Source organism: Enterococcus sp. DIV1208, assembly GCF_050530455.1.
GTDB lineage: Bacteria > Bacillota > Bacilli > Lactobacillales > Enterococcaceae > Enterococcus_B > Enterococcus_B hirae.
In genome coordinates this window covers 1,480,793-1,504,852 of record NZ_CP172887.1, presented here as the reverse complement: position 1 = coordinate 1,504,852, position 24,060 = coordinate 1,480,793, and the positions used below count along the sequence as shown (strand labels likewise).

Genomic DNA, 24,060 nt, shown 5'->3' with positions numbered 1-24,060 from the left:
GTGAAGAATATGGAAATCAATGTGGAACATATTTTAGATTGTCTAGATCGTTATGGCAAAGGAGAACTAACCAAAGAACAAGTTAACGAGGATTTGACGATAGATGAAAAAGTATTCCTTATTATGAATCAGGATTTTTTTGAAACCGATGAGGAAGATTTTGACGTACTCAAATGGTTGGATGAGGAAGAGTCCTTCTTTATGGTTGTCGAAGTAAATGAAAACTTATGTCGACAGGCAGAATCAGTCTTAGAAGAAATCGGTGTGGAGATGCCGGATGCCATTGAAGGTTTTTTAACACAATTGGTTGAAATGAAACAACTTCCCGTGTCAGTAAATGACTAGCATAACTTTTTGAAATTGCCCAAAAAAACCTATTGGGTAATTTTCGATTGGAGGTGGAAACCATCAAAATGTACAAAGGGCATCGCATACGCGCAGGAGATCAACACTTGGTTTATCACTTTGTTCTTGGGTGGCTAATTGCTTTGTTCATCGGTTGGATGGGCGTCTTCTATTTTCAAGAGCTTAGACAATTTGAGATTTCTAAGGTATCACTTTCCACTATTGAAATCGTTTGGTCTATAAAAGATTTAGTATGTCTACTTGGAAGTCTCGCTCTTTCGGAAAGCATGATATTGCTTTATATTCACTTTTTTCAGGACCATTGGCGAAGTTTATGGCATCGACAAAAGCTGGCTCGGATGATTCTAGAAAATCATTGGTATGAAGTGAAGCAAACTCAAAGTGAAGGTTTTTTCAAAGATTTGAATAGTAGTCGGACTAAAGAGAGTATCAGTTACTTCCCCAAAATCTATTATCGAATGAAAGATGGTTTACTTTCTATTCGCGTTCAAATTTCACTGGGAAAATATCAAGATCAGCTATTGAAGTTGGAAAAGAAGTTAGAAAGTGGGCTGTATTGTGAGTTAGTAGAAAAAGAACTCAAAGACTCCTATGTGGAATACACCTTGTTATACGATATGATTGCCAATCGAATTGGGATAGATGAAGTAGTGGCAAAAAACGGAGCTTTGAGATTGATGAAAAACCAAGTATGGGCCTATGATTCTTTACCTCATATGTTAATCGCTGGTGGCACAGGTGGAGGGAAGACTTATTTTTTACTCACTATTATTCAAGCACTATTGAAGTCAGATGCAGAATTGTTTATCCTCGATCCAAAAAATGCAGACCTTGCCGATTTAGGTACGGTAATGCCTCAAGTATATTCGCAAAAAGAGGAAATTTCTGCTTGTGTGGAAGATTTCTATGAACGTATGATGGCTCGTAGCAAGGCAATGAAAGAAATGCCCAACTACAAAACAGGAGAGAATTATGCCTATATTGGACTTCCGCCAAACTTTTTAATCTTTGATGAATACGTGGCTTATATGGAAATGTTAATGACTAAGGAGAGTGCGGTGATTTTGAATAAGCTCAAACAAATCGTGATGTTAGGTCGTCAATCTGGTTTTTTTCTGATTCTGGCTTGTCAAAGACCCGATGCGAAATATTTAGGAGATGGAATTCGCGATCAATTTAACTTCCGAGTGGCTTTGGCTCGCATGAGTGAGCTTGGGTATTCCATGATGTTTGGGGAGATTGAAAAAAACTTCTTTATGAAACGCATCAAAGGTCGAGGTTATGTAGATACAGGAGGGAGTGTGATTAGCGAATTTTATACGCCACTTGTACCAAAAGGATATGATTTTTTAGGCTCAATTAATAAATTAAGAAAGTTGAATGATTGAGTGACCTTCAAATACTGACTTTATACTTTAAGTAACGTATAATACTTTTATGTAGTAGAAAAAAAGGGGGCGAATAATGTGGAAAGCAATGATTCTTATTTAGAGTACGCAAAAGCAAATAAGGATAGTTTTATTTCTTATATTATCAAAGGAAAATCCCCCGAAGTTGGACGAGACGCAGTTTTTATGGCAGGGAGTCCTGGCGCTGGAAAGTCAGAGGTTGCCATTGGATTGGCTGAGAATTATGATAATCACGTAATTATTGATGCGGATTACTTTCGTATCCTGTTTCCTGATTATAATGGAAAAAACTCTAGTCTCTTTCAAAAAGCATCTTCTTGGTTGGTGGAGCAGGCATTTAGATATGTCTTAGATCATGGCTATTCTTTTATCCTGGATGCAACTTTTTCTATATTAAGTGCTGAAAAAAATATTTCGCGGGCATTGAAAAATCATTTTCGAGTGACGATTTTCTATGTTTATCAAGACCCAAAAATCGCTTGGAATTTTACACAAGAACGTGAACTGGCAGAGGGACGCCATGTGCCGAAAAAGGTATTCATTAACGCCTTTTTCAAATCAAGAGAAAATATTGCAAAAGTAAAGAGTAAACATCCAGATGTATTGCTTCATATTATTATAAAAGATTATATGAATAACATTTCTGAAGTTCATTATGCTGCGGATAATCTAGAATTATTTTTGCCATTAGGATATAGTAGGGAAGATTTGGAGGTTCAATTACATGACTGAGAAAGAACAAGTAACGAAAATTGTAAAGAAATACAATAAGAGTATTGCGGATTTATCGGAAAATGCTACTGCAAAAGAGTTCAAAACAGTGATCAAATATGTTGCCGATCAGGCCAATGAAAAACAGCGGAAATTAGTTGGGTTAGATAAAAAATAGTAAATGAAGTAATAATGTAGAAGCCAAGAGCAAAAAATGTTCTTGGCTTTTTTCTTTGTAATGACTGAGGTGATGTATGACATTTTTAGATTTATTCGCCGGGATTGGTGGATTTCGCTTAGGTATGGAACAAGCGGGCCACCAGTGTATCGGTTTTTGTGAAATTGATGAATTTGCCCGGCGGAGTTATAAGGCAATCCATGATACAAGGAAGGAGGTGGAAATGCATGACATCACAAGTGTATCAGACGAGTTTGTTCAATCCCTCGGACCAGTGGACATCCTTTGCGGCGGATTTCCGTGCCAAGCTTTTTCAATTGCGGGAAAGCGGCAAGGATTTTCCGATACTCGAGGTACTTTATTCTTTGAAATCGCTCGGTTCGCCACTCTTCTCCAACCTAAGTTTTTATTCCTTGAGAACGTCCGGGGATTGCTCAATCACGAAGGAGGGGCTACGTTCGAGACAATCCTCCGAACGCTGGATGGATTGGGGTATGATGTGGAATGGCAGGTGCTTAACTCAAAGGCCTACGTTCCCCAAAACCGCGAGCGGGTCTTCCTTATCGGACATTCTCGAGACGAATGTACCGAACAAGTATTTCCTATCATTGGATCGTCTGCAACATCTGATCAAAACATCAGAAACTTGGTAAATATCAATCCTTCCAATCGAGGCATGGGTGGCCAAGTCTATGGTTCAGATGGGGTAGCGCCCACCTTAACTGGTGATGAAGGAATCAAAATAGCCTTACCCACGAACGAGGGAATTTCTATAGCGGGTATGTTGCCGGGGAATTTTGAACAAGGAAATCGGGTCTATGAGGTAACCGGAACAGCTCCCACCTTGTCAACGAAACAAGGGGAAACGAAAATTATGATTCGAAAAAATAAAACAGAATATCAAGAGGTGAAGCCAGGGGACAGTGTGAACCTGGCTTTTCCTAACTCCACAAGTCGCCGAGGCCGTCTGGGAAAACAAAGTGTGCATACTTTACTAACAGGAGATCAACAAGCGGTTGTCACAGATCAGTATCAGATTCGGAAGCTAACACCTAGGGAGTGCTGGCGACTTCAAGGCTTTCCCGATTGGGCTTTTGACCGAGCCTCTCAAGTCAATTCAGATAGTCAGTTGTATAAACAGGCCGGAAACTCTGTAACAGTTCCGGTCATTTTTGATATTGCTAGAAGGTTAAGGGAGGTGAAAGCACATGATTTATGATGAGTTGATTGGAGAAATCTACTGGGTGATTGGCAAGATTCAGTCAGATCCGGAATTGGAAGAAGAACTGTACCGGCTCAATTTCGATATTCGAAAAAATGGGGTGAAGGTCCCTGGTGATTCATATGTAATGGACGAAGAAACCGATGCTCGAATGGAGCTGAATCAAATCATCAGTGAATTGGAACGGATTGCGGACCTTGCCAAAGAAACTGATATCCGCCAATACTTGTTTGAAATAAAAGCAGAGTTGGAAATTGAGGGTATTATCGCGGAGTAACAACCTAATAAACCACTGATAGGCGCTGACCGCGGGGGATTTGCGAAGCAGAAATCCTCCGTGGTGCTGTGCCTGTTCATGGACAGCGTTAGCCGGCCATGATGTCTCACCCCCCGTATCTAACAGGGGGGTACAAAAACACAAAAAATAAGCAAGCAACCATTAAAAATGCTTGTTGTATCAAGGATATTAAGCGATTTGCATAGGTGTTAACTCATTTGAAAAAGTTAACACCTTGAACTTGGAGGTGAGAACTTGACACAACGGAATTTAGATTATCGGTTATTAAAAGAACGACGCAATGAATATGGTGTTTCACAAAATAAATTGGCTACGGCTTGCGGGCTTAGCCGTCCCTATTTAAATCAGATAGAAAACGGTGGCGTAACCGCCTCTACAAAGACCATGAGGAAAATTTTTGACCAACTGGAAAGTTTCAATCCCGATTTGCCTTTGACGTTACTGTTTGACTATGTAAGGATTCGTTTCCCCACAACGGATGTACGGAAAATTATTCAAGAAATTCTCCATTTGAAATTTGAGTGTATGCTTCATGAGGATTACGCCTTTTACTCCTATCAGGAACAATATGTCATGGGCGATATTGTGGTGATGTTGTCACATGAAGAAGATAAGGGCGTTCTTTTGGAATTAAAGGGGCGAGGTTGTCGGCAATTTGAAACTTTTTTACTTGCTCAAAAGCGTAGCTGGTACGACTTTTTCGGAGCTTGTCTAAAAGAAGGTGGCGTGATGAAACGTTTGGACTTGGCAATCAATGATCGAGTGGGGCTATTGAATATTCCTGATTTAACGAAAAAATGTCAGAAGGAAGAATGTATCTCCTTGTTTCGTACCTTTAAAAGTTACCGTTCCGGGGAACTGTTGAAAGCTGATGAAAAGGATGGTATGGGCAATACCTTATATATAGGCAGTCTCAAAAGTGAGGTTTACTTCTGTTTGTACGAAAAAGATTATGAACAATATATCAAGTTAGGAATTCCATTAGACCAGATCGAAACGAAAAATCGCTTTGAGATTCGACTGAAAAATGACCGCGCTTATCATGCGATTCAAGATTTGTTAAAAGGTCGTAGCATTGAAAGTACCACATTTTCCATTATCAACCGTTACTTGCGATTTGCGGATAAGGTGGAAGGAAAACGGCGAACCAATTGGCCCTTGAATGAACAATGGGGTCGCTTTATTGGACGGAATCGCAAGGAAATTCAATTAACTTCTGAGCCGAAACCGTACACCATTGAACGAACCTTGAATTGGCTTGGACGACAAGTCGCTCCTACGTGGAAGATGGCCAAGGAGTTGGATCGGTTGAATCAGACAACCTATATCCAGGATATGGTACAGAATGCACGGTTATCAGACCGGCACAAAAAGATTTTGGAGCAACAAAGTATGGCAATCGAAAACTTGATTATATGAAAAGAGGAATGGTCATGGGAATTGTAAAAGATATTTTATTGGTATTTGGTGGCAGTATGCTTGGTGTTACTGTGATGTGCTTGATGAATGCAAGTGCAGCAGCAGACCGAGCAATGGAAAAGAAAGGAAAGTGACGAGATGAATTTCGGACAAAATTTGTATCAATGGTTTTTAACCAATGCTCAATCTTTAGTTTTACTAGCGATTGTGGTCATTGGTTTGTTTTTAGGATTTAAGCGGGAGTTTTCCAAACTGATTGGCTTCTTAGTGATTGCCTTGATTGCGGTAGGTCTGGTCTTTAATGCTTCTGGTGTGAAAGATGTCTTACTCAATTTGTTTAACCGAATTGTTGGTGCCTAGATGAGGCTTGCAGAGCGGAAATAAAAAATCTGAGAAAAGCACGCTATTATTAGTACTTAATAATACTTATAAAAATAATAGAAAAAATACACTTTTGAATCATATAGAAAAAGATTTATTATCTTTTTTATTAGCTTGTGCAATGGTAAACTTGAGATGGTTAAATTCTTATTCGTTTTTTATTAATGAGTATGTTGGAGAGGATTTTTTTATGCAAAAAAAAGATATAAAGGTTGAAATTGAAGATTTAAAACAGATTTTCTTATATTCAAAAAAAATTGGATTTTTTTTAGGAGCAGGCACTTCTTGCGCAATGGGGTTGCCAAATGTATGGGATTTAACTAAAGAAGTGGAATCTAGGGTTAATCCTAAATTAGTTGAAAAATACCGTATTGTAAAAAATTTGGTTCCAAAGGTAAACAATATTCATCCTGAAAACGTAACAATTGAGCATATTTTAAATTTAGTTCGTCAAATAAAAGATTTAACAAATGCTCGAGCAGACTTGCTGTTTTTAGAGATATCTGGCACGGATTCAATGGAACTAGATCGTGAAATTTGTAAGCAAATCTATTGCATAATAAGTGAAAAAGAAACGAATGCAGATACTCTTGTTATGAGAAGATTTATCGCATGGCTAGGGATATGTAATAACTATGAAGTCAAAGAAATATTTACTACTAATTATGATTTGATTGTTGAGAGATCACTTGAAAAAAATGAAATTCCTTATTTTGATGGATTTGTTGGCGGGTATGAACCTTTTTTTTGGCCTGAGTCAATTGAAAAAGAGGTTCTTTGTAAGGATTTAACCTATAGTTGGGTAAGATTATGGAAAATTCATGGATCTTTGAATTGGGAATTTAAGAATGGTTCTTCTAGAATTATAAGGACATCAAGGAAAGAAATACCAACGAATGAATTAGTTATCTATCCCTCTAAAGAAAAGTATAATTTATCAAGAAAGCAACCATTTATTGCATATTTCGATCGTCTTAAACAATATTTGAGAAACGGAGAAATAACTCTTGTAATGTCTGGTTATTCATTTGCTGACCAACATATTAACGATATTATATTTAGTGCGCTTAGGGAAAATACACTTCTTTTTTGCTTAGTATTTTGTTACAGTGATGATCAAGTTAATGAGATGGAGAAATTTTCAACAACCTTTTTAAATCTATCTGTTTATGGTCCAAACAGAGGTATTATTAGAGGAACAGTTGTTGAGTGGGAATTCCCAGAGGAACAGGATGAAAGTACAAAATCGTATCTTTATGAAGGAAAAGAACTTGGACTGGGAGATTTTTCGCAATTAGCAGAATTTCTAATTACATCATCGGGAAAAACAATAAATACAGCAGGTGATGATGATGAAGTATGAAGATAGACTACTAGGAGAAGTAATTAGAGCAGATTCAAATGTAATAGAAATACTTATGACAGAAACTATCCCCTCTTCAAGTCCGATTATATTTGGAAAAGTATATAGAGTTGGTCAAATTGGTGCCTTGGTAAAAATTCCAATTGGTAACATAATAATATATGGTTCAGTTAATTCTATCAGTAATCAGGCTTCGAAGAGTGATGAAATCGATATTCACGGGAGACGTTTTTTAATAATAGATTTAATTGGGGAAAAAATTGGAAATAAACCATTTGAAAAGGGAGTTGGAATTTACCCAACCATAGGAGAGAAAGTTTATTTAGTAACTGATAAAGATCTTTTTGATATTTATGGTGGCGAAGAGAAAACTGGTTTTAAGATAGGTACTCATTCGTCATCAAGTAATTTGCCAATTATGCTTGATACCCATAAATTTGTGTTGCGTCATTCGGCTATCTTGGGGTCAACAGGAAGTGGAAAATCCAACACTACAGTAGGAATTTTGAAAAGTATAATTAAGTCATATCCAAACAGTCGCACTATACTGATAGATCCCCATGGAGAATATTCCTCTGCATTTCCAGATGCACATGTCGTACGAGTTGGTGATCAGAAACAACCATTATATGTTCCATACTGGCTTATGAATTTTGAAGAGCTAGCCTATTTTCTTGTGGGAGCTAAAAGCTCGGATGATGCTCGCCCAGAATATAGAAGATTACGAGAAAAAATTGTTGAAATGAAGAAGTCTTGGAGATTTCTTGGGCAAGATAAAAACGAGATTACTGCTGATAGTCCCGTTCCGTTCGATGTGAGAGAACTTTGGTATTTTATGAATTATTTGGTTAATGCAACATATGATGAGTCTGCTCTGGATAAGCAAATTCCTACTGAAGCTAAAGTTACTGAAAAAGGAGACAGTGAGGTACTTGAGCCAGCTATATTTGAATCTTACTCTATTGGTGCGGGTGCGCCATACAAAAGTAAAGATCAAGTATTTTATGCATACGAAAAGAATATTTTTACTAGATTGAAAGATACAAGATATGATTTTATGTTTCATCCAGGAGAATATAAAGATGGAAGTAAAGATATTTCAAATTTGCTGGTTGAATGGTTAGGTAATACTGAGAGATTAACAATTTTTGATTTGAGTAATGTACCGTTTGAGGTACTTGATATTACTGTTGGATTAATAACGAGAGTGATTTACGAAAGTATGTTTTGGGGACGATATGAACAAAATACAGGGAAAAATAGACCACTTTTGATGGTTTACGAAGAGGCACATTCGTATTTGTCCGATAAAGATAATTCTATTTATGCTAAAAAGGCAGTAGAAAGAATCTTTAAAGAAGGAAGAAAATTCGGGGTGGGTTCCATGGTTATTTCTCAAAGACCATCTGAACTCTCTGAAACGATACTTTCTCAAGTAGGAACTTTTATCGCATTAAGGTTAACAAATTCGTCTGATCAAGGCATTGTTAATTCGCTCGCACCAGATAATATGAATACCATAATTAAACTGTTACCTTCATTAAGAATTGGAGAGGCTATTGTAATTGGAGAAGCTATTAAGATTCCAACTCGAGTAAGAATAGCTGAAGAGTTCCCAAGAGCAGCTAGTGACGATCCGGAGCTTGTAAAAAGATGGTCGGAACATTTAGTTACCGGAGGGCAAGAAGAAATTTATGAACAAGTAGTAAAAAAAATGCGTAGTAGAAAATTCACAAGGAGTGAGTAAAATGGAAAGAGAGTATGTTGATTCAAGTAATTTGGCGAGTGTTGGGTTTGATAATGAACAATCAATTTTGGAAGTTGAATTTAAGAAAGATGGAGCTATATGGCAATATTATGATGTTGAAGATTCTGTTTATTATGAGTTAATGGCCGCAGATTCTATAGGAAGTTATTTTTATCACAATATTCGCGTTAGAGGCTATCAAGCAGTTCGTATCAACTAATCTCAAAATAGATTGCTTGCTAGTACCTAAATTTTATGAAAAATTACTTAAATACTTATTGGAAGTGACAGCTGTGAGAGTTGTCACTTTTTGTGGAAAGGATTAATTGAATGAAAAAAATAAAAAGCTACACCAGTATTTGGGCAGTTGAAAAAGTCATTTACGCAATTAATGACTTTCAGCTGCCTTTTCCTGTGACCTTTAACCAGATGTCTTGGTTCGTTTTATCCTTGCTGTTTGTCATTGTTTTTGCCCATGTGCCTCCGCTATCCATGATAGAGGGGGCTTTTTTAAAATACTTGGGCATACCGGTGGCGGTTACATGGCTTATGTCGCAAAAGACCTTTGACGGCAAGAAACCATTAGGATTTTTACGATCCTTTATCAGTTATCACTTGCGGTTTAAGGTCACTTTTGCTGGAAAGAAAGTCAAAGAACAGAAGAAACGATGGGATGAACCCATTACTCTTGTAAGGAGTGTGAACTATGTACCCGATTAAGTATATTGAAAATAATCTTGTCTTTAATCAAGAGGGAGAATGTTTTGCCTACTATGAATTAGTACCTTATAACTATTCCTTCTTATCACCTGAACAGAAGTATCAAGTGCATGATAACTTTCGCCAATTAATTGCTCAGAACAGAGAAGGTAAGATTCATGCCTTACAAATTGCGACAGAAAGTAGCATTTGCGCCACACAAGAACGATCGAAAAAGGAAATTACCGGTAGACTCAAAGAAGTCGCGAAACAACGAATTGACCTTCAAACAGATGCATTAGTATCCATGATTGGCGATAGTCAGGTTGATTATCGCTTTTTTATTGGATTTAAACTAATTGCGACAGATGAAGAAGTGAATCTAAAAAGTCTCAAAAAATCTTTTATTTTTGGCTTTCAAGAATTTGTCTATGGTGTCAATCATCATTTGATGGGAGATTTTGTTTCCTTATCCAATGAAGAAGTTCGCCGATACACCAAGCTTGAAAAATTAATGGAAAGTAAATTGGCTAGAAGATTTAAAGTCAGACGAGTCACACCGAGTGATCTGACATATTTAATTGAACATATCTATGGTGAAAAAGGGATGCCATTTGAAGAGTACGAATTTCAGTTGCCAAAGAAAAAGCTGAAATCAGAAACGCTGGTGAAACGTTATGACTTATCACGTCCCAGTCGTTGTTTAATTGAAGAAAAGCCTCGGTACTTACGCATGGAACATGAAAATCATGAATCGTATGTAGCGTACTTAACAATCAATACCATTGTAGGAGAGATGGAATTTCCTTCCTCAGAACTTTTCTATTACCAGCAACAACAATTCACTTTTCCGATTGATACTTCAATGAATGTAGAAATCGTGACGAACAAAAAAGCCCTTGCTACCGTTCGCAATAAGAAAAAGGAACTAAAAGATTTGGACAACCATGCCTATCAATCTGACAATGAGACGAATTCCAATGTCTTAGATGCGTTGGATTCAGTAGATGAATTGGAAACCACCTTGGATCAGTCGAAAGAATCTATGTACAAATTGAGTTATGTGGTTCGGGTGAGTGCCGAATCAGTAGATGAACTAAAACTCCGCTGTGATGAAGTGCTCGATTTTTATGATGATACCAATGTAAAACTAGTTCGGCCCTTTGGCGATATGATGGGATTACATGAAGAATTCCTACCTTCAAGCAAACGCTATATAAATGACTATATTCAGTATGTTACCTCTGATTTTCTCGCTGGACTTGGATTTGGAGCTACACAGATGTTAGGCGAGTTAGAAGGGATTTACTTTGGTTACAACGTAGATACAGGGCGAAATGTCTACCTGAAACCGGCATTGGCTTCACAGGGGGTAAAGGGTTCAGTTACCAATGCGCTAGCTGCTGCGTTCCTTGGTTCTCTCGGTGGAGGTAAATCCTTTAGTAATAATCTCTTAGTCTATTATGCCGTCCTTTTTGGTGGGCAAGCTGTAATTGTCGATCCAAAGGGAGAACGCGGTGGCTGGAAAGAAACCTTGCCAGAAATTGCGGATGAAATCAATATTCTCAACTTAACTAGTAAGCCAGAAAATCAAGGCTTACTTGATCCCTATGTGATTATGAAGAAAAAGAAAGACTCAGAAAGTTTAGCGATTGATATTCTGACTTTTTTAACAGGAATTTCTAGTCGAGATGGCGAGAAGTTCCCCGTTTTACGCAAAGCCATTCGAACGGTTACTCAAAGTGAGCAACGAGGATTATTACAAGTAATCGTTGAATTGCGTAAAGAGGACTCGCCAATCGCGGAAAATATCGCCAATCATATCGAGTCTTTTACCGATTATGATTTTGCACATTTACTTTTCTCAGACGGCTCGATTACCCAGTCGATTAGTTTAGATAAACAATTAAATATCATTCAAGTGGCGGATTTGGTTTTACCGGATGCAGAAACGACTTTTGAAGAATATACCACCATGGAGTTGTTAAGTGTTTCCATGCTAATTGTTATTTCCACTTTTGCCTTGGACTTTATCCATAGCAACCGAGAAATCTTCAAAATTGTAGATCTGGATGAGGCGTGGAGTTTTCTTCAAGTAGCGCAAGGAAAGACGTTATCGAATAAACTCGTTCGTGCTGGTCGGGCCATGAATGCCGGTGTTTATTTTGTCACGCAAAACAGTGATGATTTACTGGATGAACGCTTGAAGAATAATATCGGATTGAAATTTGCTTTTCGAAGTACCGATATTCATGAAATCAAGAAAACCTTGGAATTCTTTGGCTTAGATCAAGAGGATGAAAGCAACCAAAAACGCCTGCGTGATTTGGAAAACGGGCAATGTTTAATGCAAGACTTGTATGGTCGAGTAGGCGTGGTTCAAGTTCATCCAGTCTTTGAAGAACTCTTCCATGCCTTTGATACCCGTCCGCCGATTCAAGAGAGAATGGAGTGAGGGGATGAAAAAGAAATTTTTTCGGATTGTGGGAGTGATCGCAATCAGTCTCTGTGTCATGTTACTTCTTCTCAGCCTGATTGGTACGGTGGCTGAGGCAACAGGTCTGGTTGATGATACGGTTGAAGCGGGAAATCTTTATTCCAAATATTCTCTGAACAATTATCAACTAGATTTCTTTGTGGATAGCTCTTGGGATTGGCTGCCTTGGAATTGGGGGGATGGCTTAGGGAAAAGCGTGATGTATGGCCTTTATGCCATTACCAATTTTATATGGACGGTGAGTTTGTATTTGTCCAACGCAACAGGTTATGTAGTTCAAGAAGCTTACAAGTTGGATTTCATTTCAGACACGGCTGAAAGTATTGGGAAAAATATCCAAACCTTAGCTGGTATTACTGAAAATGGATTACAGGCTTCGGGTTTCTATTTCGGTTTCTTATTATTAATGATTTTAGCTCTAGGGATTTACGTTACCTATACCGGTCTACTCAAGCGAGAAACCACCAAAGCAGTCCGGGCTGTGATTAATTTTGTGATGATTTTTCTACTTTCGGGTTCATTCATTGCGTATGCGCCCACCTATATCACAAAAATCAATGACTTTAGCTCAGATGTTAGTGAAGCGGCCCTTACCCTTGGAACCGAGATCGTTGTACCCAATTCAGAAAGCCAAGGAAAAGATAGTGTCGATTTGATTCGGGATAGCTTGTTTTCCATTCAAGTCCAACAACCTTGGTTACTACTACAATTTGATGATTCCAATATAGAAGAAATTGGAGAAGACCGAGTCAATAAAATCTTATCCGTGAGTCCGGATGAAAATAAGGGCAAGGATCGGGAAGAAGCGGTCAAAGCCGAGATTGAAGACAATGACAATGCGAATTTAAGTATTACCAAGACCATGAACCGCTTAGGGACCGTGGTCTTTTTGGTGTTGTTCAATATTGGCATATCCTTCTTTGTCTTTCTCCTAACAGGGATTATGTTATTTTCTCAAATTCTCTTCATTATCTTTGCGATGTTTCTACCAATTAGTTTCTTATTGTCCATGTTGCCGACTTATGAAAGTTTGGGAAAGAAGGCGATTATTCGCTTATTCAATACGATTATGATGCGAGCGGGTGTCACCTTGGTGATTACGACTGCATTCAGTATTTCCACCATGTTTTTCAATATTTCGGCTACCTATCCGTTCTTTATGGTAGCGTTTCTACAAATTGTGACCTTTGCCGGTATTTATTTCAAATTGGGCGATATTATGAGCATGTTCAACCTTCAAAGTAATGATAGCCAATCAATGGGAAGACGTGTCATGCGAAAACCGCAAATGTTAATGAATCGAAAACTGCGGCAACTCAATCGAAATGTGGGGCGAACTTTGGCTTTTGGTGGTGGTGCAGCAGTTGGAAATAAGTTGGCAAAGGAACAATCAAAATCCAAATTTAAGCCATCCGGTTCTTCTCTACGAAAGAATTCACGATTACCTAACGATCACGAGTTAGCATCAGACTCGGCTAAGGAGAAGCCAATTTCAAATAATGAGAAACAATCCCGAATGAATTTGGCCGGAAGAAAAATCGGCAAAGTTCTGGATACCCAAGCTTTGGTGAAAGATAAGACCAAACAAGTAAAGGATCAGGTAAGGAATACGCCAACGAATTTGAAATACAATCTCCATAAAGGAATCGAAAAGACGAAAAAAGCACCAGAAGAATTCAAGCGCGGACTGGTCCAAGAAAAAGCAAATCGAGCGGAGTTGCGAGAAAAACAACGGCAACGTAGAGATGAAAAAATGGCTGAAAAGCGCAAAGTATTGAACGAAACAGGGAATCGTAATGGGAAAAGAAGGGGAAATGTTTCAATAGATAAAGCGGCTCAATCTCAAAAAGATAGGGCGCCGAAAAAAGAAGCACCAAAGCGGATTGTGAAAGAAAATCCGAATCCTGAAATCAAACGGAAACTTGCTAGTCAGGAAGTCATTTTAAAAGAGAAAAACCAATCATCCAGTAAGAAAAATTCTTTCCAACAAGTGAAACAGAGGTCTACTCTGCCCAAGCGAACCAATCAAAAAGTACAAAAAAGAATGAACCCTCGTCCAAAATCAAGATCAGGTGAGAAAAAATGAACGTAAAGAAATTGAGTATCATTTCGTTAACCTACTTGACAATCTCCTTTATGGGCATCTTGTTGTGTGTGGGGTTGTTGTTTGGCGAGGACAGTGAGGGAAGTGGGAGTTCTGGAACTTCTCCTGGAGGTAGTAGTGTTTCAGAAGAAGTTTTGAAACACCGCTCAATGGTGGAAAAATATGCCAAAGAATCAGATATCTCAGAATATGTCCCGATTCTTTTGGCGATTATTCAAGTCGAATCTGGTGGCACAATGGAAGATGTTATGCAGAGTTCGGAATCAGCCGGGTTGCCACCGAATTCATTAAGTACTGAGGCATCCATCAAACAAGGGTGCCTCTATTTTGCGTCTTTGGTTAAGCGTTCCAAAGAATTAGGTTGTGATCAAGATAGTATTATTCAGGCCTACAACTATGGCGGTGGGTATTTGGACCATGTCGCGAAAAACGGGAAGAAGAATAGTTTTGCTTTAGCCGAATCTTTTTCAAAGGAAAAATCTGGTGGTCAGAAAGTCGATTACCCCAATCCAATAGCGATTAAGGAAAATGGTGGGTGGCGGTATAACTATGGCAATATGTTTTATTGCTTGTTGGTGAAACAATATCTGAACACGACACAGTTTGATGATAAAACCGTCCAAGCGATTTTTGACGAGGCGTTTAAGTATGAAGGAACGGCCTATGTATTTGGTGGCTCAAGTCCAGAAACGGGATTTGATTGTAGTGGGTTAACTCAATGGTGTTATGCCAAAGTTGGTTTGAAACTTCCTCGGGTGGCTCAGGATCAATATGATGCCATGACTCATATGGATTTAAAAGATGCCAAACCAGGTGATTTGATTTTCTTTCATTCAACTTATGATGCCGGTACGTATGTGACTCATGTGGGTATTTATGCAGGAGAGAATCGTATGTATCATGCAGGAGATCCAGTGGGATGGACGAATCTAACAGAAAACTATTGGCAGCAGCATCTTATCGGAGCTGGACGGTACAAATAAGAGAAAAGAGGAAAAATAATGAAGATAAAAATTGAACGGAATCAAAAGGAAAAGATTCAAAAAAAGAAGAAAGAACGAATCTTTTCAGTGGGCAAGCATCGAAAAATGGTACTTGCTCTTTGGCTTTTGTTGACTTGTAGTCTTGTTTTTGGCATCTACAAAAATTTCACCGCTATTGATCAACACACGACTCATGAAAAAGTGGTCGTGAAGGAAAAGGTAGTGAATACTTCTGGCGTTAAAAGTTTTACGAAAGATTTTGCGAAAGAATATTTTTCGTGGAAGAATAACAAGGAAGTAATTGAAAAGAGAATGAGCAATCTCGAACAGTACCTTACAGAAGAAGGTCTCGCTTTAAGCCAAGATATGGTTCGAGTAGATATTCCTACTAGTTCTGAAGTTCAATCAGTAAAAATCTTAGATGTGGAAAGGGGCCCGAAAGAATTTGTCGTTTCGTTTTTAGTGGAGCAAAAGATTATGGAGGGAAAAAAGGCACAATCGATTTCTTCTGCATACCGAGTGACGATCTTTGAAGATGAAAACGGAAATCATGTAGTAACGAGTTTGCCTACTATGATTGCAAAACCAGAAAAAGCGGAGTATGAGGTAAAACAAGTAGAAAGTGATTCGGAAATTGATGTCAAAACAACGGAAGAAATTACGGAGTTTTTAGAGACTTTTTTCAAGCTTTATCCAACTGCCTCAGAAAAAGAACTTGAATACTACGTGGAAGATGATGCGATGCGACCAATCAATGTGAATTTGAAATTTGTGGAGTTAGCGGACTCAGTTTTCTTCCAAGATGGCAATAATATTCAAGCGAAAATAAATGTAAAATACCTTGATGATTTATCAAAAACAACCAACTTTTTTCAATATAGATTAAGTTTTCAGAAAAAGGAGAATTGGACAATTGTTGGATTCAAATAAAAAATGAATCATTCAACAGAGGAAAGTGTTTCAAATTCAAATGGAATAGATTTTCTTAGAGATGTGGACTAATCACGGAGAACCGTATTATAAATAGGGATATAGAATATAATAAAAGAAATCGTGCTTGATATTATCGAGTGCGATTCCTTTTTTTATTGGGAAGTATGAGTAACTGATTAACTGCATTTTATATGGTTTAAACCGCCACGTTTTTTCTGATATTCATAATAGATGATGCGATCATTACGGAGGTGCGTAACATGGAAAATAATTATGAAGATTTTTCAAAAAGCTTGAACGTTTTTATACGTAGAAGGAATTTTTTTGCTTTAAACCAATTTTAGTAATCTGGACTTATAGGCAATATTGCTATTCTATAAGATATAGAGATAAAATACAGTGAAGTCAAGTGAAAAGTTATTTTTTTGTGTTATATTAGAGTGACGCCTAAAAATAAAATAAATGTAGATTTTTATAAAAAAAGAATTGGTATAAAGCTATTTATTAAAAAAATGATAGGGCTCTTTTTTAAAAATATTTTAATATATTATAGCGGAGAGTGACAATTAGATGACAGATAACGATAATACCCTTATCGGGATTTTAAGTGAAAAAGGTCCCTTGGTTAGTACTGAGTTAGTTGAAGAACTAAAGAATCTTAAAATTAATAATGTTTTAGGTCGTAAATGGATACAAAGGGCTTGTAGCAGAGGAAGTATTTTAAAAGTCAAAGGATTAAGTTTTAAACATAATCAACAGCTTTATTATCTTAAAGGCCAAGAAAATAGATTAAAAAAGAAAATTTTAGATTCCATTGAGAAGTATGATGAATTATCACAGAGATTAATCACAGCTCTAATAGAGAACAAGTTCCTTTTTTTGGAAGAAGCTCTCAAGATAATTGGAGCTCCAATTAATAAATGCCCTACTAAGAATTTTGAAGAGTCAAGAAGAGTGTATCGAGAAGTCGTCAATGGACTTCAAGAAAAACAAATAATAAGTGTCATAAATTCTGAACAAGTTGATGAATATATAAAACTCAATGCGGAATATATAGAATCCTCAATTAATTCGAATGAACTAGAGGAACGGAGAGTTAAATTACAACTTTCCAAAAAAATCTTATGTGATATGTTAGAAATTTTAGAAAGAACGGGTTTTCTGGGGTGGAACAGTAGCCGAGTTACAAATTTAAATGAAAACACACTGGATGTCTTTAACAATTATTATTTTGACGCCCTAGGTTTTTCTTATACTTATGATAACTTTTATATAAAAAATGGAAATAAAAAAGGAATGCCTGTGCTTCTTGATATTCTACTTTATAGACAAACAAAAATGTTTGATGTAGTTGGAAAGAAAATAACGGCAGATAATGTTAAAAGTAAGTTTAGAAGTAATGATAACCGAAAAGTTACACCAATAATTTTAGTGTCTTCAATTGAAAGAGAGGCTCTTAGATTTGCCAGAAATACGGGTATTGTAGTTATTAATGTTAGAGATATCATCGGTAATAATAATCTTGATATAATTAAAAAAGTCTTACAAATGAAGCCGAGAGAAATGGACATCTCTAGTTTTGAAGACTATTTTAGACTCATTTCTTTGGATGGTAGATTTAATAATGTACGTGGCATTCTATTTAATTATATGGTTGCTCAATTATTAAGTAAATTTGTGGGTAGTGATTTGAGAATAGGAAAAGAATATAAAATAGAAAAAGATAAACATAATAAAAAATGTGAGTGTGATATTGTCTTAGAAACAATAGATACAATATTTATTTTTGAAACGAAGGGTTACCGAAAAGCAACTCAGATTAAGTTAGGTAAGGATCAAGAAGAAAAAGATTCAGTTAAAAAATTTTTTGAAAGGACTAGGGATATCGTTCATAAGGCAAACTATAATAAACCGGTAGTACCTATTTTCATAACATCCTCTTCCTTTGAAGATGAAGCTTTGAACTATTTACAAAGACAAAAGAAAGTGAAAAATATTTTTGTTAGGAATGCCGCTTGGAATACTTTTTTAGATGGTGAATTGTATATTGATAGAGATAAATTGGTTTCACTCGCTAAACAACATAAATGTACAGATATAAAGAAGATTATTGATGAATATTTTCAATAATATAATATTCTAATTTGAGACGCCTATTATTCTCGAGGCTAGGAATATGGTACATCTATTAACTATTAGATGAAAAATAAAACAGTTGCTAATAGTCTGACTTACTTTAAGAATTATTATTAAATCAAAGATTTCAGAAAATATCGTTCACTTCAGATATGGAGAAACGTATCATAAATGATGCAGTTCAGACCGTAGACAAATACCGTTTCAAGTAGCCTTTATTACTACTTGAAACGGTATTTGTCTACGGTCTGAGTCCAACCCTCAAAAGAGTACTGGACTCATTTTAATACTTATAAATACTGTTTTGCTTTTGTACTGTGGACAAATCAAAGTCTTGCTTGTTATTCACAATTTCATTGTAGACAGTGAGTATGTTCTCAAAATCTTTTGGGGTAGGATTTGAATGAATAGATACTACGGTACATTCTGGTACGAACAGTGATGGAAGATTGGTTATCAAAAGATCGTACTTACACATTCTTTCTCTAACTGAGGTAAGGCTAGTAGCGTCAATCAAATCCACATTCACTCGTGTTTTTAAATGATACATAATATCTTCTTTCAAAAAATTACAGTGCTCGTAGCTCGTATTGAAAAAGAGGCCAGTCTTAATAGTTGGCGATTTTTGTTCCAATTGATCAGATAATGAGTCCCATGAAGTGACCACCATAAATAGTAGTCGATTAATAACGGAATCATCTACATAAATTGGTAAATCACTATTTAAAAAATAACGAGATACAATTTTTTTGACCCTTTGTGTGAATCCTTCGTAATAATTATTGAGATTGATAAAAAATTCTTCATTAGGATTATAAAGGATTTTTGCAGGTCCCCAAATATAAGTGGTTGCGTTGTATAGATAAAGCATAAGTTCTTCTTTATTTGATAGGATTAGATTTTCCCTTTCAACAATTGAGTTTAATGTATTTTCTATCGCTAAACGAAGATGATTAATTTTTGGATTTAAGGAGCATTTTTGATTTAAATCTGTCATTGACCATGCATATTTGTCATTGAAAAATATATAAAATAATCGATATATGCTCTTTGAGGTTATCTCAGTGTGGTAGTGTTGAAAAAGTTTTTGAATTAACTCTTCTGAAAAAGTAAACCCATGTTTTTGGTCATTTTGTGATTGGCTTGGAAGTAAATGACCTCTGCGAATGCGTAGAAAATTAATAAATAACATAGTTCTAAATTTATTTACATAAGAATAGGTTTGGCGTGCAGGTGTTTGTAAAAATGGGTAACAATCCATAAACTCTTGCATGACCTCATCCATCAATTCAACATCGTTCTCAGTAATTACTTTTTCAATGAGTCCATATTTTTCGATTAAGTAGCAAAAATAGAACCAGCAGATTTTTCTCTCATCACCGATTATGTCCATATAAGTACAGTCAATGTGAAAGTCGAAAGGAGCTAAAAGTTCATTGATTGTTCCTATCTTTCTTTTTAATGTAGAAATGCTGAGGAAAAGATGATCAGCTAGAGAGGTCAAGTTGGTATGTCTACTTAAGAAGATTTCTTCAAGTATGGAAAATCTTGCAGACTGATTGTACAGTGCAGAAAAAATAAAAAAAGGATTTTGATCAGGCATGAGAATTAGCCGTACACCGAGTTGTTTACTACTTTCCAGTTTCGCTGGGGTGATGTATCGGTTGATATCTCCAATGCTTTTACGAACTGTACTTTCAGAGATTTGGGTAAATTTCGAAATAGTGCTTATTTTTTCCCAGTCTCTATAAATGAGAAATTTAATGATTTGATAGTGTCGTTGTAAGTTTTTTTCTAATAATGTTTCCATATGGAGCCTCCAATAGTTAACGAACGTTAGATTAAAAATGGACTTTCTCAATGAGAAGTATTGTTCTATAGTTATCACCGTTGTTGGAAACATAGGTAAGCTGACAAGCTACAATTATTATAACAACATTAGAGTAAGAAAAACAATGGAAGGTAAGGAGAATGGAAAGAAAAAAACGATCAAGAATTGTTATCTTTTTAATTTTGTTGATAGCTCTGTTAGTGGGAAGTGTGTACTACTATTTTTTAACTCATCAAACTGCTCCCAATGTAGTTGCCGGCGAAACTGATGGGAAATCAGGTGAGTTTGTTAAGGATATGAGCGAAAAAGAATTTGAAGAGCTTCTTCAAGCGAAGGCTGATAAAAGCGAAGTACGTTTGAAAATGAATTCTGATATGGTTTTTGAATCTTCATCAGAGGTTGGCGAGGTCAGTATATTAAATCCGGCAAGTAATCAATATGCCATACGCGTTCAGACTACAATTGATGGAGAGAATAAAGTTGTTTATGATTCAGGTCTCATTAAGCCAAAACAATATGTATCCCAAGGTAAATTAAGCACTACCATCAAAAAAGGTGTTTATAAAACACAAAATTTAGTCACCTATTATGAGAACGATAAGGCACAAAAAAAGGTTGGAGAAACCCTAGTAGTAGGGCAATTATCTGTGAATAACTAGAATATCTAGTTATAAATAATAGAAACAATGGAGGAACAAAAATGAAAAAAAACCAATTTGTAGCACTTTTCGGTGTAGTCGCATTTGGAGGAGCAGCATTATTAGGCCCGTCAGCTGCGTTTGCCTATGAAGATGGTCAACCAGATCCGAATACTCAACCACAGGAAGTCAAAAAACAAGATTCTGCTACTATTCCGGCAGAAGGAACATTTAAAGAATTTGACCCAACAGATCCAACAGACCCGACTCAACCAGATCCAGATCCAACGGATCCTGCATGGGTTGATGTAAAAATTCCAACAAAAATCTTATTTGGTCAAACTGATGTAAGTACAGGGATTATTTCTCCACTTTATGAAATTGAAAATCTTTCCTCAAAAGGAGTGAAGATTTCTGTTAACGATTTTAAGGATAGTGGTACACCGGGAGGGTCTGGGAGTCAAACGGATGCTGAGAAAATTAGTGATAAGTTGACTTTGAATTTAACCAATAAAACTGCAAACAAAGACATTGCTTTGCACACGACAGACCCACAAAATCCTGCTCAATTCCCGGCGGAAATTGGCACTTTGAATCCAACTGGAGACAAGCTTGAATTTAAATTAAGTGGTGGGGTAGCAACAGGGTTTAATTTTGAAAAGAATGCTTTAAATCCACAATATGATTTAGTTCTTAAGTTTGAAGTTCAATAGGAATTGATATGAAAAAATACTATGGTTTTATATTGCTATCGTTAGTAATCATTCTAACTTTTATTTGTCCAATCGAGGCCTTCGCTGAGTCATCAAGTATTCAGTTTAATCATATTCCGATTGAGGGAATCATTGGCAAAGGAAACGACCAACATTCTGATGTAGTTGATGAAAACCAAAGTGATAAGATGGAGAAATTACCACAATTAGGCAATGAAGGAGATAATAGTAAATTTCTCTCCTTCATTGGAGTGGTTCTTATGCTTATCGCTTTAGAGCTGAGGTTTCTATTGGGGGGCGCTTATGAAAAAAAGTAGCATTTCTTTGATTATGGCTTTCGTTTGCATTATTGGAAGTTTGTCATTTCCCACATATAGCTTTGCAAGTGATTCAGGAGCTACCGCAGCAGGAGTTGCACAAGATGCTACTGAGGCTGAGTGGAATAAGCTTGATACTTTTTTGACACAGGCTCTTATACCAAAAAAAGAGGGTGCATCCGTTTCGTATGATTATCCCACAAACTTTGAGACTTACTGTACGAATTGGGAAATGAATGAATACAATTTTACGGGTCCTGCTAAACGAGTCATAACAAAAATCACTAGCTCTGATCCAAATACGGTAATTCCGACGTATACAGATCATTCCATTAATTTGACACGAGGCAAAGGAAATACAGGGCTTGTTCAACTTGATATTGAATACGATCTTGAATGGCGATTTTATGTAGAAGAAAAAGTGGGCGGGATTTGGTACCAAGTCAATGATCGAATTGGAAGCTTTCATCAAACAAAATCGATTATGGTAAATGTTTCAAAACGATCACTAGATGTGATTCCAAAGAAAAATAATACGATTGAATTGAATTTATTTGATGCTACATTTAATGATCCGTTTAACTACGTTGATGTTTTATCACACGATGGAACAGTAAATTGGAGTATGGAAGAGCGACCTATTGATTCCCGACTAGGTGTTACAACCGGTAAGTTTCGATTCTCCGATAATAATGAATCAATGCTGGTTACTGTTCCATTTACAGTAATTGACACCACACCTCCAACAGGGATATTAATCAACCCAATAGAATTAGAACTTGGCCAAAAATCAGATGTTAATGACTTCTTTGTAAGTCCGCCAAAGGATAATGGAAAACAACCCGTTACCATTCGTCCAGACTCGGACTCAAATAGTCTAGGATTAGGTAGTCACAATTTTGGTGTTAAATTAATCGATAACTTGGGAAATACCGCAAGCTTGAGTACTACAGTGATTGTGAAGGATACAACTCCTCCAAAAGTCATAAGTAAGGATGCAACGATAGACTACGGAGGTACTGTAACGGAAGCTGATTTTATCGATCATGTATCAGATAATGATATTAATGGACCATTTTCGTTTTCATTTGATAAGTCAAAACCAACTCCGGACAATAAGAAAGTTGGTATTCAAGATGTTTATCTGGAAGTAAGTGATCCATCTGGAAATATTACCAAAGTACAAGCAAAGTTAACTGTTAATCCTGACAATGTTGCACCTACTGGGAATGGTATTTTACAAATGATCCCAGTCAACGGCAGTATATCAGCCAACCCACTTGATGTAGTAACAAACTTGCAAGATAACGATGCTATTTCAAAAATAACAGCAAAGTATATAAAAATACCTGATACATCTAAAATTGGTTTGACGGATGCAAAAGTTGAATTATCCGATCAAAATGGGAATAAGTCAGAAGTGACTGTACCTGTTTTTGTACATGATCACCATAGTATCTTTGATGATCAATATGTTTTGAGTTCGCAAAATTTCACTGTCTATTCTAACCAAGTCCCTGCTTCAAAAATGGAAGAATGGATTTTACAAGAAAGCCAATCTAAAGCGTGGGAACTTTCTAGTGGAAATGAAATATCTCAGCAAATTAAAGTGATTAAGCATGATGTCAAGCCTCAGTTTGGCTCCTATACTGCTACGATCCAACTTGGCAATCTTACGAAAGATATTACGATTAATATTTTAGATGCCAAAGATTTGATTGATGTTACTATCCCGCAAAAAGTAATTTTTGGATCAACAGATGTTCAAAACGGTAAGGTATCATCACCAAGTTACGAAGTGAAAAATAATTCAACTGCTAAGCTCAAAGTATCTTTAGCCAAAATGCAAGTGGATTCTAGTTCAACGATTGATGTCATTCGAGCTAATGATATCGAACCTAGTGGGAAAGATGAAAAAGTGAAATTAAGTTTGAGTTCATTGGAAGAATTTCAGTTTCCGATGATTGAGTTACATCCATCAGTTGCAAATCAAGAATTGGGGATTTTAAATTCTCAAGCAGTTGGTGGATTTCAAATTAAAGGAGCATATTACGGAAAATATCAAAATACAAAATGTAACATCCAAATGACCTTCAAATTTGAAGTGATTTAGTA

At 36.5% G+C, this 24,060-nt stretch carries 23 protein-coding genes; 22 read left to right on the top strand and 1 reads right to left on the bottom strand.

Translation table 11 applies throughout. From position 1 onward, the window contains the following. The first annotated feature begins 9 nt into the window (after positions 1-9). The 18 genes from IGK91_RS07000 (at position 10) to IGK91_RS06915 (ending at position 18,440) form a co-directional block, all read left to right on the top strand. The gene (locus IGK91_RS07000) at positions 10-345 is read left to right on the top strand and encodes a damage-inducible protein J (RefSeq protein ID WP_430605348.1); all 336 of its coding nucleotides are present in this window, start codon (positions 10-12) and stop codon (positions 343-345) included. 68 nt (positions 346-413) lie between these two features. Continuing rightward, positions 414-1,754, top strand: a complete 1,341-nt coding sequence (locus IGK91_RS06995) for an FtsK/SpoIIIE domain-containing protein (protein WP_181934305.1) — start codon at positions 414-416, stop codon at positions 1,752-1,754. A gap of 78 nt (positions 1,755-1,832) precedes the next feature. Further along, positions 1,833-2,507 (top strand): zeta toxin family protein, encoded by a 675-nt coding sequence (locus IGK91_RS06990; RefSeq protein ID WP_181934304.1) that lies wholly within the window; start codon positions 1,833-1,835, stop codon positions 2,505-2,507. Beyond that, on the top strand, positions 2,500-2,664 hold the full coding sequence (locus IGK91_RS06985; RefSeq protein WP_002335608.1) for a hypothetical protein: 165 nt from the start codon (positions 2,500-2,502) through the stop codon (positions 2,662-2,664). The genes IGK91_RS06990 and IGK91_RS06985 overlap by 8 nt, the downstream gene beginning before the upstream one ends. A 76-nt stretch (positions 2,665-2,740) precedes the next feature. Further along, positions 2,741-3,883, top strand: a complete 1,143-nt coding sequence (dcm, locus tag IGK91_RS06980; protein ID WP_181934303.1) for a DNA (cytosine-5-)-methyltransferase — start codon at positions 2,741-2,743, stop codon at positions 3,881-3,883. Then, positions 3,873-4,163, top strand: a complete 291-nt coding sequence (locus IGK91_RS06975) for a hypothetical protein (protein ID WP_181934302.1) — start codon at positions 3,873-3,875, stop codon at positions 4,161-4,163. The genes dcm and IGK91_RS06975 overlap by 11 nt, the downstream gene beginning before the upstream one ends. Positions 4,164-4,418: 255 nt before the next feature. Then, the gene (gene mobT, locus IGK91_RS06970; RefSeq protein ID WP_181934301.1) at positions 4,419-5,603 is read left to right on the top strand and encodes a MobT family relaxase; all 1,185 of its coding nucleotides are present in this window, start codon (positions 4,419-4,421) and stop codon (positions 5,601-5,603) included. After that, positions 5,600-5,737, top strand: coding sequence for a DUF3789 domain-containing protein (locus IGK91_RS06965; protein ID WP_118340338.1), 138 nt, complete (start codon positions 5,600-5,602; stop codon positions 5,735-5,737). Before mobT ends, IGK91_RS06965 begins: the two co-directional genes overlap by 4 nt. A 4-nt stretch (positions 5,738-5,741) precedes the next feature. After that, positions 5,742-5,963 carry a hypothetical protein gene (locus IGK91_RS06960; RefSeq protein WP_002298822.1) on the top strand — a complete coding sequence of 74 codons (222 nt, stop codon included), beginning with the start codon at positions 5,742-5,744 and terminating at the stop codon, positions 5,961-5,963. Between the two features lie 7 nt (positions 5,964-5,970). Continuing rightward, positions 5,971-7,347, top strand: coding sequence for an SIR2 family protein (locus IGK91_RS06955; protein WP_220379556.1), 1,377 nt, complete (start codon positions 5,971-5,973; stop codon positions 7,345-7,347). Continuing rightward, on the top strand, positions 7,337-9,094 hold the full coding sequence (locus IGK91_RS06950) for an ATP-binding protein (RefSeq protein ID WP_430605268.1): 1,758 nt from the start codon (positions 7,337-7,339) through the stop codon (positions 9,092-9,094). The genes IGK91_RS06955 and IGK91_RS06950 overlap by 11 nt, the downstream gene beginning before the upstream one ends. 1 nt (position 9,095) lies before the next feature. After that, entirely contained in the window at positions 9,096-9,314 is a 219-nt protein-coding gene (locus IGK91_RS06945; protein ID WP_430605267.1) for a KTSC domain-containing protein, read from the top strand. 110 nt (positions 9,315-9,424) lie between these two features. Continuing rightward, positions 9,425-9,814: a conjugal transfer protein gene (locus IGK91_RS06940; RefSeq protein WP_181934298.1), complete on the top strand. Its 390-nt coding sequence runs from the start codon at positions 9,425-9,427 to the stop codon at positions 9,812-9,814. Further along, the gene (locus IGK91_RS06935; RefSeq protein ID WP_181934297.1) at positions 9,801-12,248 is read left to right on the top strand and encodes an ATP-binding protein; all 2,448 of its coding nucleotides are present in this window, start codon (positions 9,801-9,803) and stop codon (positions 12,246-12,248) included. Before IGK91_RS06940 ends, IGK91_RS06935 begins: the two co-directional genes overlap by 14 nt. Positions 12,249-12,252: 4 nt before the next feature. Continuing rightward, entirely contained in the window at positions 12,253-14,376 is a 2,124-nt protein-coding gene (locus IGK91_RS06930; protein ID WP_181934296.1) for an FUSC family protein, read from the top strand. After that, entirely contained in the window at positions 14,373-15,377 is a 1,005-nt protein-coding gene (locus tag IGK91_RS06925; RefSeq protein WP_181934295.1) for a lysozyme family protein, read from the top strand. The genes IGK91_RS06930 and IGK91_RS06925 overlap by 4 nt, the downstream gene beginning before the upstream one ends. Before the next feature lie 18 nt (positions 15,378-15,395). After that, positions 15,396-16,307 carry a conjugal transfer protein gene (locus tag IGK91_RS06920; protein ID WP_181934294.1) on the top strand — a complete coding sequence of 304 codons (912 nt, stop codon included), beginning with the start codon at positions 15,396-15,398 and terminating at the stop codon, positions 16,305-16,307. A gap of 573 nt (positions 16,308-16,880) precedes the next feature. Next, positions 16,881-18,440 (top strand): hypothetical protein, encoded by a 1,560-nt coding sequence (locus tag IGK91_RS06915; protein ID WP_181934293.1) that lies wholly within the window; start codon positions 16,881-16,883, stop codon positions 18,438-18,440. 289 nt (positions 18,441-18,729) lie between these two features. Here the strand turns inward: IGK91_RS06915 and IGK91_RS06910 are convergent, their stop codons facing one another. Continuing rightward, complete coding sequence (locus IGK91_RS06910; RefSeq protein ID WP_181934292.1) at positions 18,730-20,256, bottom strand: helix-turn-helix domain-containing protein; 1,527 nt, start codon at positions 20,254-20,256, stop codon at positions 18,730-18,732. A gap of 161 nt (positions 20,257-20,417) precedes the next feature. Between IGK91_RS06910 and IGK91_RS06905 the strand changes: the two genes are divergently transcribed. The 4 genes from IGK91_RS06905 to IGK91_RS06890 are packed head-to-tail and all read left to right on the top strand — an operon-like array spanning position 20,418 to position 24,058. Next, complete coding sequence (locus IGK91_RS06905; protein ID WP_181934291.1) at positions 20,418-20,936, top strand: hypothetical protein; 519 nt, start codon at positions 20,418-20,420, stop codon at positions 20,934-20,936. Between the two features lie 41 nt (positions 20,937-20,977). Continuing rightward, positions 20,978-21,628, top strand: coding sequence for a hypothetical protein (locus tag IGK91_RS06900; protein ID WP_181934290.1), 651 nt, complete (start codon positions 20,978-20,980; stop codon positions 21,626-21,628). Between the two features lie 8 nt (positions 21,629-21,636). Continuing rightward, entirely contained in the window at positions 21,637-21,945 is a 309-nt protein-coding gene (locus IGK91_RS06895; protein WP_181934289.1) for a hypothetical protein, read from the top strand. Next, complete coding sequence (locus tag IGK91_RS06890) at positions 21,932-24,058, top strand: hypothetical protein (protein WP_181934288.1); 2,127 nt, start codon at positions 21,932-21,934, stop codon at positions 24,056-24,058. The genes IGK91_RS06895 and IGK91_RS06890 overlap by 14 nt, the downstream gene beginning before the upstream one ends. Positions 24,059-24,060: the final 2 nt, after the last annotated feature.

Excerpts from the sequence above, each read along its gene's own strand:
- IGK91_RS06950 (WP_430605268.1), top strand. The coding sequence starts at position 7,337 with ATGAAGTATGAAGATAGACTACTAGGAGAAGTAATTAGAGCAGATTCA.
- IGK91_RS06975 (WP_181934302.1), top strand. The coding sequence starts at position 3,873 with ATGATTTATGATGAGTTGATTGGAGAAATCTACTGGGTGATTGGCAAG.
- IGK91_RS06890 (WP_181934288.1), top strand. The coding sequence starts at position 21,932 with ATGAAAAAAAGTAGCATTTCTTTGATTATGGCTTTCGTTTGCATTATT.
- IGK91_RS06945 (WP_430605267.1), top strand. The coding sequence starts at position 9,096 with ATGGAAAGAGAGTATGTTGATTCAAGTAATTTGGCGAGTGTTGGGTTT.
- IGK91_RS06895 (WP_181934289.1), top strand. The coding sequence starts at position 21,637 with ATGAAAAAATACTATGGTTTTATATTGCTATCGTTAGTAATCATTCTA.
- dcm (WP_181934303.1), top strand. The coding sequence starts at position 2,741 with ATGACATTTTTAGATTTATTCGCCGGGATTGGTGGATTTCGCTTAGGT.
- IGK91_RS06925 (WP_181934295.1), top strand. The coding sequence starts at position 14,373 with ATGAACGTAAAGAAATTGAGTATCATTTCGTTAACCTACTTGACAATC.
- IGK91_RS06900 (WP_181934290.1), top strand. The coding sequence starts at position 20,978 with ATGAAAAAAAACCAATTTGTAGCACTTTTCGGTGTAGTCGCATTTGGA.
- IGK91_RS06935 (WP_181934297.1), top strand. The coding sequence starts at position 9,801 with ATGTACCCGATTAAGTATATTGAAAATAATCTTGTCTTTAATCAAGAG.
- IGK91_RS06985 (WP_002335608.1), top strand. The coding sequence starts at position 2,500 with ATGACTGAGAAAGAACAAGTAACGAAAATTGTAAAGAAATACAATAAG.
- IGK91_RS06905 (WP_181934291.1), top strand. The coding sequence starts at position 20,418 with ATGGAAAGAAAAAAACGATCAAGAATTGTTATCTTTTTAATTTTGTTG.
- IGK91_RS07000 (WP_430605348.1), top strand. The coding sequence starts at position 10 with ATGGAAATCAATGTGGAACATATTTTAGATTGTCTAGATCGTTATGGC.
- IGK91_RS06965 (WP_118340338.1), top strand. The coding sequence starts at position 5,600 with ATGAAAAGAGGAATGGTCATGGGAATTGTAAAAGATATTTTATTGGTA.
- IGK91_RS06995 (WP_181934305.1), top strand. The coding sequence starts at position 414 with ATGTACAAAGGGCATCGCATACGCGCAGGAGATCAACACTTGGTTTAT.
- IGK91_RS06940 (WP_181934298.1), top strand. The coding sequence starts at position 9,425 with ATGAAAAAAATAAAAAGCTACACCAGTATTTGGGCAGTTGAAAAAGTC.
- IGK91_RS06910 (WP_181934292.1), bottom strand. The coding sequence starts at position 20,256 with ATGGAAACATTATTAGAAAAAAACTTACAACGACACTATCAAATCATT.
- IGK91_RS06930 (WP_181934296.1), top strand. The coding sequence starts at position 12,253 with ATGAAAAAGAAATTTTTTCGGATTGTGGGAGTGATCGCAATCAGTCTC.
- IGK91_RS06920 (WP_181934294.1), top strand. The coding sequence starts at position 15,396 with ATGAAGATAAAAATTGAACGGAATCAAAAGGAAAAGATTCAAAAAAAG.
- IGK91_RS06915 (WP_181934293.1), top strand. The coding sequence starts at position 16,881 with ATGACAGATAACGATAATACCCTTATCGGGATTTTAAGTGAAAAAGGT.
- IGK91_RS06960 (WP_002298822.1), top strand. The coding sequence starts at position 5,742 with ATGAATTTCGGACAAAATTTGTATCAATGGTTTTTAACCAATGCTCAA.